Source organism: Protofrankia sp. CiP1_Cm_nod3, assembly GCF_982290655.1.
The window spans coordinates 36,981-48,092 of sequence record NZ_CEVIVD010000002.1 but is presented as its reverse complement, the minus strand read 5'-3'; the positions used below and the strand labels follow the sequence as shown (position 1 = coordinate 48,092).

General features: G+C 68.3%; 9 protein-coding genes. 6 read left to right on the top strand and 3 right to left on the bottom strand.

Annotated elements, in window-relative coordinates:
* The first annotated feature begins 376 nt into the window (after positions 1–376).
* The 4 genes from AC5LUJ_RS01120 to AC5LUJ_RS01105 all read left to right on the top strand — a co-directional run bounded on the left by AC5LUJ_RS01120 (position 377) and on the right by AC5LUJ_RS01105 (position 4,444).
* Entirely contained in the window at positions 377–2,137 is a 1,761-nt protein-coding gene (locus AC5LUJ_RS01120; RefSeq protein ID WP_250290600.1) for an MDR family MFS transporter, read from the top strand.
* A gap of 24 nt (positions 2,138–2,161) precedes the next feature.
* Entirely contained in the window at positions 2,162–2,725 is a 564-nt protein-coding gene (locus tag AC5LUJ_RS01115; protein ID WP_250283974.1) for a YceI family protein, read from the top strand.
* A 345-nt stretch (positions 2,726–3,070) separates the two neighbouring features.
* The gene (locus AC5LUJ_RS01110) at positions 3,071–3,625 is read left to right on the top strand and encodes an HdeD family acid-resistance protein (RefSeq protein WP_250283972.1); all 555 of its coding nucleotides are present in this window, start codon (positions 3,071–3,073) and stop codon (positions 3,623–3,625) included.
* A gap of 225 nt (positions 3,626–3,850) precedes the next feature.
* Positions 3,851–4,444, top strand: coding sequence for an alpha-ketoglutarate-dependent dioxygenase AlkB (locus AC5LUJ_RS01105; RefSeq protein WP_250283970.1), 594 nt, complete (start codon positions 3,851–3,853; stop codon positions 4,442–4,444).
* 80 nt (positions 4,445–4,524) lie between these two features.
* On the opposite strand, the gene AC5LUJ_RS01100 is transcribed toward AC5LUJ_RS01105, so the two are convergent.
* Together AC5LUJ_RS01100 and AC5LUJ_RS01095 are read right to left on the bottom strand one after the other, a co-directional pair.
* Positions 4,525–5,283 (bottom strand): SOS response-associated peptidase, encoded by a 759-nt coding sequence (locus tag AC5LUJ_RS01100; protein WP_250283968.1) that lies wholly within the window; start codon positions 5,281–5,283, stop codon positions 4,525–4,527.
* A gap of 297 nt (positions 5,284–5,580) precedes the next feature.
* Positions 5,581–6,204, bottom strand: a complete 624-nt coding sequence (locus AC5LUJ_RS01095; RefSeq protein WP_250283966.1) for a M50 family metallopeptidase — start codon at positions 6,202–6,204, stop codon at positions 5,581–5,583.
* 370 nt (positions 6,205–6,574) lie between these two features.
* Between AC5LUJ_RS01095 and AC5LUJ_RS01090 the strand changes: the two genes are divergently transcribed.
* Together AC5LUJ_RS01090 and AC5LUJ_RS01085 are read left to right on the top strand one after the other, a co-directional pair.
* On the top strand, positions 6,575–7,321 hold the full coding sequence (locus AC5LUJ_RS01090) for a lysophospholipid acyltransferase family protein (RefSeq protein ID WP_250283964.1): 747 nt from the start codon (positions 6,575–6,577) through the stop codon (positions 7,319–7,321).
* A gap of 764 nt (positions 7,322–8,085) precedes the next feature.
* Complete coding sequence (locus tag AC5LUJ_RS01085) at positions 8,086–8,892, top strand: FadR/GntR family transcriptional regulator (protein WP_250283962.1); 807 nt, start codon at positions 8,086–8,088, stop codon at positions 8,890–8,892.
* An 893-nt stretch (positions 8,893–9,785) separates the two neighbouring features.
* Here the strand turns inward: AC5LUJ_RS01085 and AC5LUJ_RS01080 are convergent.
* The coding region (locus AC5LUJ_RS01080) for an NAD(P)/FAD-dependent oxidoreductase (protein ID WP_493464328.1) at positions 9,786–11,112 on the bottom strand (1,327 nt) is incomplete at its 5' end.

Here is an 11,112-nt window from a genome sequence, read left to right as displayed (position 1 = left end):
GGCCGGACCACGGCAGCCACGCCCGAGCGGGTGCCGGGGGCAAAAGAAAGATCAGCCATGCCCGTGACGGTAGGGCCCCGCGCCGTGGCGGTACATCGTGTACCCCTCGCCTGTGGACAACCGTCTTCTGTCCACAGGACACCGCGAGTGACGGACAAAACCTGCTATGTACCGACCGTGTTCGGTATCACGGCCGACACGCGACAACACGCCCGATGCCCAATCAAAACGATCACGTATAGTTGCATCATACAATCAAGTAGCGAAATGTCGAGCCGTGGGATACATCGCGTTGCGACCTGCGTCGAATTCCTGTGGCCGCCCCACGCTCTCACTGTGCCGGCATCGCACGAGCGGCCCGCCCGACGGAGGATGCATGACGACCACCGGGAACAATGTCAGCCGTGACCGGAACCCACCGGACGGCACCGGTACGGGCCTGAGCCACCGGCAGATCGTCGTCATTATCACCGGGCTGATGACGGGCATGCTGCTCGCGGCACTGGACCAGACCATCGTCGCAACCGCGCTGCCGACCATCGTCGGTGAGTTCCATCGCAGCGACATGCTTTCCTGGCTGGTCGCGGCCTACCTGCTGACCTCCACGATCTCCGCCCCGCTGTACGGGAAAGCCGGTGACCTCTACGGGCGCAGAATCGTCCTGCAGCTGTCCATAACGATCTTCCTGGCCGGCAGCACACTGTGCGGGCTTGCCCAGTCGATGTACCAGCTTGTCGGATTCCGCGCCCTGCAGGGCCTTGGTGCCGGCGGCCTCATCTCCCTGGCCTTCGCCGTCATCGGCGACATCGTCCCGCCCCGGGAACGGGGGCGCTACCAGGGATACTTCAGCGGAGTTTTCGGCGCGTCGAGCATCCTCGGCCCACTCGTCGGCGGTTTCGTGGTCGACCACGGGTCATGGCGCTGGGTGTTCTTCGTCAACCTTCCGGTCGGGCTCGCCGCGCTCGTCGTCATCAGCCGGACGCTGCGGCTGCCGTTCCGGCGCCGTCGGTCGGCTATCGACTGGGCCGGCGCCATCCTGCTGGTCACGGGCCTGAGCGCCATCCTGCTCGCCACCCAGAGCGGGGGCAAGGACTTCTCGTGGCTCTCCTGGCAGATCGCCGCGATGATCATCGCGGGAATCGTACTGACCGGTTCCTTCGCGCTGCGCGAACGGGTGGCGCCGGAGGCCATTCTCCCACCCCGGCTGTTCACCAACAGCATCTACACGGTGTCCGCGCTGCTGAGCCTCGTCACCGGGGCCTTCATGTTCGGGACGATTGTTTTTCTTCCGCAGTACCTACAGATCGTCCAGGGCGCGAGTGCCACTGTCAGCGGGCTGCGGATGCTCCCGCTGCTCGCCGGTATTCTGTTGACGTCCATCGGGTCGGGCCGACTGATCAGCGTTATCGGGCACTACAAGTGGTTTGTCGTGGCAGGCACCGTCGGAGCCACTGCCGGGCTCTTTCTGCTCAGTCATGTCAGCGCCGGCACGAGCGCGCTGGAACTCGGTCTGTGGATGTTCGTCACGGGGCTCGGCCTCGGCCTCCTCCTGCAGAACGTCCTGTTGGCCGTACAGAATTCTGTCGACCCGCGGGACATGGGCGCCGCGACCTCCAGCGTGACATTTCTGCGTACCATGGGGGGCGCGATCGGCGCGTCCGCCCTGGGGGCGGTGCTCACCGCCCAGCTGGCCACGAACATCGCCCTCCGGGTACCGGGCGCGCAGACCGGCAGCGCTGCCGCCAACCGTTTTGTCTCAGCTCCGCGCGAGGTCGCGGGGCTGGCCGCGCCGATACGTGAAGCGGTACGGACCGCCTATGCCGACTCGCTCGGCCGGGTCTTTCTGGTGGCCGTTCCGATCGGGATCGCCGCGTTCGCGATCAGCCTGTTCCTCCGGGATGCCGAACTACGCGGAGCGGCCGCCACCTCCCGGACCGACGCGTCGGGGAACACGGTGGAAGCCAGCCGTACCGACGACAGCCGCGACCGCGGACCGGGGGCGAAGCGATCGGCTGCCGGCGTGTCCGGGGAGCAGACTGTTGCTCACGCAATCGCTTTGGGGCCAGACGAAAAGATCATGCGCGTAGGGCCCGCGAAGTCACAGAAGAACCCGCCCCTCAGGGGGCACGAATCGTAGGAGAAGCCTGGAGAGGAGAACATCATGACCGTACCGGGCAGCGCCGTCGAGAAGCTCACCGGCACCTGGGCGATCGACCCCGTTCACAGCCGGTCCGGCTTCGCCGTCCGACACGCGATGGTGGCGACCGTCCGGGGCAGTTTCAGGTCCTTCGAGGGCGCACTGCGCCTCGACGGCTCCACTCCCACGGCCTCACATGCCACGATCAGCATCGACACCGACAGCATCGACACCGGGAACGCCGACCGCGACACCCATCTACGCTCCCCCGACTTCCTTGATGCCGGCACGCATCCGACGATCACCTTCACCAGCACGGGCATCAGGCCAGGAAGCGGCCAGGACAGCTACGTGGCCACCGGCGGCCTGACCATCCACGGCACGACGCGCGTGGTCGAGGTAGCGGTCGAGTTCCAGGGCAGCGCGGTGGACCCGTCCGGCCACAGTCGGGTGGGATTCGCCGCCACGTCATCCCTCAGCCGGAAGGACTTCGGCCTCACCTGGAACGCGCCGCTGGAGGCGGGAGGCGTCCTCATCGGCGACAAAGTCACGATCGATGCTGACATCTCGGCCATCAGGACGTTCTGATCAGGACCGCACAGGACCAACGGCCGACAGCCGCGCCAGCGGTCAAGAACCGCCCTGATCCAGAACCCGGGACCGCTCGGGCCGCCGGTAGGCCGGCCACACCGCGCCGGCCGGGCATCCCGGCGCACCCGGCCGGAGCCGCCCGCCGGCCGGGCCAGCGCGCGGCGGACGGGCACGGCACGAACGGCCGGGACACCGTTCGCCCTGAGCAGCGGAGCAGCGGAAAGACGCCGTGGCGCCGGGGAGCGGGAGCCGCCCAGGGCCGGCATCGAGGACTGGCGGCGCCCGGCGCGGGGAACCACTTGTCCAGGTCGGAAGGTATGAGCGACCCTGGAGATGACAATCATGATGACGACGGCAGAGACGCACCGTCACCACGGCGGAGCTTCGGGCACGGTCTGGATGGCAGGGCTCTTCCTGGGAATCGCGGTGACGGTTCTCGGCGCGCTCCTGGTCGCCCATCCCTTCGCCGCCGCGCGCACACTGGCGATCCTGATCGGTGTCGGGCTGGTGCTGGCCGGAATCATGGACATGGCCGCGACGACCCGTGCGGGTGAGGACGCCTCCGCTCTCTTCGGTGTCCTGCTCGTGATCGGCGGGATCGTCGCACTCGCCTGGCCGGGTGTCACCTTGTGGACACTGGCCCTCATCGTCGGTATCTGCCTGCTGGTGGCCGGTGCCGTGCGTGTCGCCATGGCCGGCTACGCGCACGGGCACGGACGCCCATGGGGGTGGGGCCTGTTCATCGGTCTCCTGGCGATGGGCATCGGCATTCTCGCCCTGGTGTGGCCGTCGGCCACCGTCTTCATCCTGGCGGTGATATTCGGGATCGAGCTGATCGTGCACGGCGTCGCACAGATCACGCGCGCTCTTGCGGTCCGCCGGGAGTCGCGAGCCTGATACCCAGGACCCGGATCGCCGGCCCGGCCGGCTCGGGCGGAGCCGGCCGGCTTCCACCGACATTCCCGGGCGGGGATCGCCGGGCACCGGCAGCGCTTGTGGCCGCGGCCAGAGCCGCTCCGGTCATCCGTGTTGCCAGAGCGCGGGGCCACCGGGACATCGCCCCCGGTGGCCGGCCTGCCCGACACGCTCGATATCGAACATATGTTCGGGTATCGTACTTCTATGCCCCTCCAGTGCAGCCTGTTGACCATCGGTGATCCCGAGGTCACTACCAGCCCGGCATTCAGCCGTATCCACCTCGATGGGACGTCGTGGGCCGACGTGGCACCCGGGTGGCTGCGCGGCGCCGACGACCTTTACGAGACCCTCGCCAGCGAGGTCCCGTGGCGGCAGGGCCGACGGTGGATGTACGAGCGCATGGTCGACGATCCACGGCTGTCACGGTGGTACAAGGCCGCCGAACCCCTCCCCCATCCCATCCTGGCTACTATACGTAGCTCTCTGTGCGCGCATTATCAGGTGCCGTTCGGCTCGGTCGGGCTCAACTTCTACCGGGACGGTGACGACAGCGTCGCGTTCCACCGCGACCGTGAGCTGCGCAGGCTCGGCAACACCCTGATAGCGATCGTGACGCTGGGGGCACGGCGTCCCTTCCGGCTCCGTCCACGCGGTGGTGGCGCCGGCCGGACGCTGCTCCCCGCGTCCGGAGATCTTCTGGTGATAGGCGGCCGCTGCCAGGCCGACTGGGAGCACGCGGTCCCGAAAGTCGCTTCCTGCGGCCCGCGGATCAGCGCGTCCTGGCGGTGGGCCGCGTGAGGGGTCTCCTCGTCAGCTTCAGAACGCTCTCACCGGCGCGCCTGGAGCGCGTCATCCGGCGGATGGCCCATGGACGGAAGTCACTCACGGTCGACCGGGGCCGCACCGGAGCGGGCGGCCCGCGAGCCCACGCCGTCCCCGTCGCCGGCCGGGGTGACCGGCTCCAGCAGATGCGGGCCGTTGTTACGCACGTTGCCGACCTGGGTGTCGACCGGGTAGGCGCGCAGCACTCCGGCTGGCGCGGGTCCGAGCATGCTGGTCAGCACCGCCGGATCGGCCAGGGCAGGATCAAGCCAGTGCGACCAGTCCGCCGGAGGAAGGACGACCGGCGAGCGTGGATGCAGGGACTCCAGACCGGCCGGCGCCGTAGTGGTGATGATGGTGAAGGTCGCGAGCGTGCCGCCCGTGGGCGGACGCCACAGCTCGTACAGTCCCGCGAGCGCGGCGAGTTCGCCGTCGACCGGGCGTACCAGGTACGGCTGCGCGCGCCGGGCCTCCTTGGTCCGCTGCCACTCGTAGTAACCCGTGATCGGGACGAGGCAGCGGCGGGCCCGCAGCGCGGCACGGAACGCGGGTTTGGCCGCCACGGTCTCCGCCCTGGCATTGATCATTTTGTTGCCGATGGCGGCGTCCTTGGCCCACGAGGGCACCAGGCCCCAGCGCGCCAGCCGCAGCCGGGGAGCCGGTGTCGGCTGCTGGCCCGGCGGGATGACGACCACCGGCGCCGAAGCGGTCGGCGCGACGTTGAAATTCGGTTGTACGCCGCCTGTCTCGTCACGCGCGGAGAACGACTCTGCGAGCTGCTGCCCACCCAGGGCGTTGGCGTAGCGACCGCACATGTGTTCGTAGTGTGCCAGACAACCACCCGTACCGCATGGCCTCCGCTGGTGCCCGCCCGACCTCTGGCGGGCGCCGGCGGCAACCGCCCACCGAGGCCGTGCCCATCAGAGCCGTGCCTGCCAGAGCCGTGCCCACCAAAGCTGTGTCTGCCGAAACCATGTCCGCCAAGGGCACGCCTGCCGGGAGCCCGGCTCCCGGGAGCCGGGCGTGGAGCACGGTATGCCCGCGCCACACAGTCACCGCACGGGCCACCACCACACGGACCGTTGCCGTCCGGGCGGCCGTCACACGGGCTGCTACCGCACGAGCCATTCGGCCGACATGACAAGGCAGAACAGGGAGACGAAGGCGAAGAACAGCACCCACAGCCCCGCGGGCATGCCGGTCAGCCGGGCCAGCTGATCCGGATCCGACGTCGGCGCACGTCCCCGGCTGCGGGTCCGCTGCACCTCGATGATCGGCCGCAGCCCACCGAAGAGGAGGAACCAGGTGATGGACATGGCGAACAACTGCTGGGGACGCTCCGAGGCCAGGACCGACACGGCCACGACGGTCCCGATGCTGAGCACGATGGACAGCACGCCGAAGGCGTTGCGGATGGCGACGAGCACCCCCAGGAGCAGGACGACACTCAGCCGCAGCATCAGGCTCACCTGATCGACCGCGAGCAGGGCGGCGGCGCCGAGGCCGAGCAACGAGGGCGTGATGTAGCCGGCCGCGACCGTGACGACGACGCCCGGCCCGGTCGGCCGCCCGGCCGACACGGTCACACCGGACGTGTCGGAATGCAGCCGGATACCACCGAGCCGCCGGCCGCTGCCGACCGCGGCCAGCGCATGCCCTCCCTCATGAGCAATGGTGATCACATGCCGGGCCAGCGGCCACAGCCGGCTGTCGAGCACCACGACAAAGGCGATCACAGCACCTACCAGCGCCGTCCAACGCGGCGGATCCCCCGAGCTGAGCAGATGCGTCCACTCGTCAGGCGTCGTACGTCTCCTATCCGATCGTGTCCAACCGGTACCGCTGACGGCCCCTGGGATGCCGATGTAGCTGATGCCGATGTGGCTGATGCCGATGTGGCTCAGGTGGAGCTGAGTATGCAATGCTGCGGAGAACGATCGTCGAGTGCCTGTCCGACACGGCCTGCCCGCCCTTCCGGCATGGTCTCCCGGCGGCTCGCGACGACTCACGGTACGATCGGCCAGCTACTTTTCGTGGCCGATCGAAATCGATCATCCCAACGTGACACAGTTGGGACAACACAGATAGGCGGGAGGTCAGGAGCGGGTGGCGGAACTCGTCTACAAGCCAGTGATCCGCTTCGCGCTCGGCTTCTTCAAGGCGCTCGATCTCAGGCTCGACGTCCGAGGCCAGGAGCACATACCGGCCACAGGCGGATGCGTCGTCGTCATCAACCACGTCTCCTACCTGGACTTTGCCCTCGCCGGCGTCCCGTTCTGGCGCTCCCACCGACGCCTGGTCCGCTTCATGGCCAAGCACGACGTCTTCTCCCACCCGATCGCCGGGCCCCTCATGCGCGGGATGCGCCATATTCCCGTGGACCGGTCGGCGGGCGCGGGGTCCTACCACCACGCGGTGGCGGCGCTGCGGGCCGGCGAGCTCGTGGGGATCTTCCCCGAGTCGACGCTCAACCGCAGCTTCTGCCTCCAGCCCTTCAAGACCGGGGCGGCTCGGATGGCCGTCGAAGCCAATGTCCCGGCGCTGCCGATGGCCGTCTGGGGCAGCCAGCGCATTCTGACCAAGGGGCGGCCGCGCAACTTCCGTGCCGCGCGCGGCGCCACGGTCTCGATCGTCGTCGGCGAACCGATCCCGCCCGCCGAGCTCGCACCCGCGGCGGCCGGCACCCAACTGCTCTCGGATGCCGTGTTGAAACTGCTGACCGATGCCCAGCGTGACTACCCACCGCCACTCCCGGGTGAATCGCCATGGTGGCTGCCGGCCCATCTCGGTGGCAGCGCGCCCACACCCGAGACGGTCGCCCGGGAGCAGGCCGAGTCACGCGACAAGAAGTAACGTCCCTTATACGACATCCGCGGAGACGCGAAGGTGTCTGGATCTTCCTGGAACAGCCCGAAAACACATCCGTTCCCATACCGGAAACGTCGCACCGTCAGCACATCCGAAGCGACACGAACACTTTCACCCGGTAACGTCGGAGATCCGCCTGCCCGGCAGGCCGGTACGCCAGCCGCGAGCTGAGCGGCCCCCCATCACTAATCGATCAGTCAAAAAACCCGATTCAGGCAACCCGGAGCCATCGGACAGTCACTAAACCTACCGATACCCAACGGGTTGACTTTTAAGTCACGACTGACATCTACGGAAAGAGCTGTCCCGAAGGCGACAGGCGACGGCGCACGCTTCACCTGGCCAACCGCTCACCTGGCCAACCGCGTCCCAGATGTCAACAACGGTGGCATGTCCCAATGGCGACAGCCAATGACGAGCGGGGCCACGGGCTGCAGCCGGCCCGGCGACAGGCGTCTGCGTCCCGGCCGAGCTTATAGCACGGGGCCAAAAGTAGCTGGGCGAAGGGTACTCCGGGGATTTCAGCACCACGACCGTCCAGCCCATGCCGGTGGCCCACGGGCACTCCTGGACAAGGCAAAGGCTACTGTCGGACAACATCCAGACCCCAAATGTGTCAAGGCTCTCTAGGGAGACCGGACGACCCATTGGTAACCTCAAGCACCAACAACATTTGTACTACCCCACTTGGTTCACCGGTTCCACGTTTATACAGACCTACCTGTTCGTCGTCGACGGAGGCGCCCACGATGGCTGTACAAGAGCTGGCGATGCCTGCTGCTAGCAGGGTCGGCACGGTGGTCGCGATCGGGCAGCAGGTCCGGGTCCCGAAAACCGCCGAACTCGTCGCGGCACACCTTCGCCGCCGCATCGTGCGGGGAGAGCTCGTGGAGGGCGATGCCCTCCCACCCGAGGCCACCCTCATGGAGCAGTTCGGGGTCTCCCGGCCGACGCTGCGCGAGGCCTTCCGGGTCCTGGAATCCGAAGCCCTGATCACGGTCAGGCGCGGCGCGCATGGTGGCGCGCGCGTACACATCCCGAACGGGGACATCGCGGCCCGCTACGCCGCGTTGGTCCTGGAATACCGCGGGACGACCCTTGCCGACATCCACCAGGCCCGCGCTGTGATCGAACCACCGTGCGTGGCGTTGCTGGCGGAGAATCGCGCCCAGGAAGACCTGGACAAGCTCCGGCTGGCGGTGAGCGAGACAGCGGCCGCCGTCAGCACCGACGACCCGGGCCAGTACCTGCAGGCCGATCTCGCCTTCCACGTCCTGCTGGTCAAGCTTGCCGGGAACACGACGCTGTCGGTGCTGTCAGGGATGCTGCGTCACATTCTCGATCTCGCGACGCTGTCCCACCCAGGCCCGGAACGCAGCGCCGAACAGCGGCTCGCCAGCCGTCGGCGCCTCCTGGAGCACGAGCGGGTCGTGGACCTCATCGAGGCACGTGAGGTCAGGGCCGCGGAAGAGCTGTGGCGCGCGCACCTGCTGGAAACCAGTCAGGATCTGACCAACGGCCCGGTCGCCACAACCGTGCTCGACCTGCTCGGCTGACCCGGCGAGGTCGTCGGTACCACGGCTGCTGGTCCGTTCGCGGCCCGGGCAACCGGGCCTGCCACGGCCCAACCCGCCTGCCACGGAATACGGATCTCGCACACGAGAAAAAGATCTCGTCATTTTCGGTCGACAGCCGAATAGGGCATATCATTTATCTGTTTTTGCGAGAATCGGCTACCGATGGGCCGACGGAAGCCGTCCCGGAACGAGACGGCTGTCGCATGTCGTCACAGTTGGGGTGAGCTGTTCGCCCGTTCCAGCGCGGCCGCCCGCGTCTCGAAGGGGCCATCGGCGAGCAGGCCGACAAGCGACCAGCGGACGGCCCACCAGCGGTGTCCCTCATCACAGACAACCTGGGCGGCATTACCGGGACAACGGATCGGATCAGCCTGGGCCCGCCGACGACCGGTAACGCTCCGATGCCTGAAAGATGAATAGTGCAGCGCCGTCAATGGTCCGTCCACTCCTCGGTGCGCGGTGCCCGGTCATTCGACCATCCACCGACGGTGCGGCCCCACGCCACACCACTCAGGCAGAGTTGCATCCATCACCGGTGTTGTCAAAACACGTACCGTATCCACGCTATGACACCGACAGCTTCAGCCCGACACACATTGCCGCCGGTATTCATATGAACACAAAGCGAATTGGATATACCATGACCGGCAGGCAGGTCAGGAACGGCATTCCCACGTCGCGAAACCCGCGGGAATCCGCCGTCCAGATGATCGGCCGGCCCGAGAGCCGGGCCGCCGCGCGAGGACAGGGCCCGAACGGAAGCACACTCGATCACCCAGCCCGAGAAACCGGCTGGCACACGGGGCTGGAGCCCGGACAGGAGCGGAGCCAGCCGGCCAACTGGCCCGTCGTAGTAGGCGCCCGGGCGCGGATCAGCGTAGCGGGTCGAAAGGCTCGAGTTCCACCGGCAGGCGGCCGGTGACAAGCGCCTGCGCCACCAGCTGTCCGCTGACCGGCCCCAACGTGATGCCCCACATACCGTGCCCACCGGCCACGAACAGCCGTGGGGATGTCGTCCGACCGATCACCGGGAGACCGTCCGGCGTGCAGGGACGTGAGCCAACCCATTCCTGCCGCCGGGAGGTCAGCTCCACACCGGCCAGCAGGGGGCGGACCGCGTCGACGATCGCGGTGATGCGACGCTGGTCCAGCGGCGCCCGAGGCTCCCGGAACTCCATCATCCCGGCGATGCGCAACCGGTCACCCAACGGCGTACAGGCCACCCGCTGGGCCGGGAAGTACAGCGGGCCCGCGGGCACGGTGTGAGCCGCCACGCTGAAGCTGTACCCTCGCCCCGCCTGCACTGGGAGACGGACCCCGAACGGGCGGGCGAGCTCGCTCAGCCACGCGCCACTGGCGACGACGACCGCGTCGAACAGTGCGCTGTCCCCCGTCGAGAGCTCCAGGGCCATGTCGGTGCCACGGTCACGGATCCCGCGGACGCCGACGCCCTCCCGCAGCTCACCGCCGCGCGCCCGGACGCTGTCGGCGAGCGCCGCCACGAAACGCCCCGGGTCGCAGAAACGCTGGCCGTCGATGCGGACCGCGGCGTTGATCTCGTCGGTCAGCGCCGGTTGCAGGGCCCGCGCCTGCGCGCCGCCGAGCAGCTCGAAGTCGACCTTCTGGCCCGCCGTGCGGATCTCGGCGAGTTCGGTGACCAGCGTCTCCCGCTCACGCGCGCTGCGGTAGCAGGCCAGGAACGGCTCGGCCGGGGACGTCGACACCCGTACTCCCCCGGCAGCAAGCTGGTCGAAGGCCTCGAACGCCCTGCGGTTGACCGGCGCGAGGTGTTCCATCGCCGCCCGCCAGCGCCGCGCCGTGCTGTTGCGGGCGAACCCGGCGAGGAAGCGGGCCAGACGCGGATCCGCGCGCGGCGGCACGTACACCGGGGACGCCGGGCTCACCACGGCGCGGACGCCGTAACGCAGCACCGCCGGTTCCGGCAGCGGTGTGGCCAGGCTCGGTGTGACCCACCCCGCGTTGCCCCAGGACGAGCCGGCCGCGACATGCTCACGTTCGAGCACCGTGACCTGGGCCCCATGCTCCTGCAGGAACCACGCGGTGGACAGGCCGACCATGCCGGCACCCACGACCCCCACCCGCTCGGGCGCGCGGTACCGGGACCCGATGACAGCGCTGGCCGCCGGGACGGTCACCGAGCCGGAGGAACGACCGTCAGAACGGTTGGTCACGCCACCT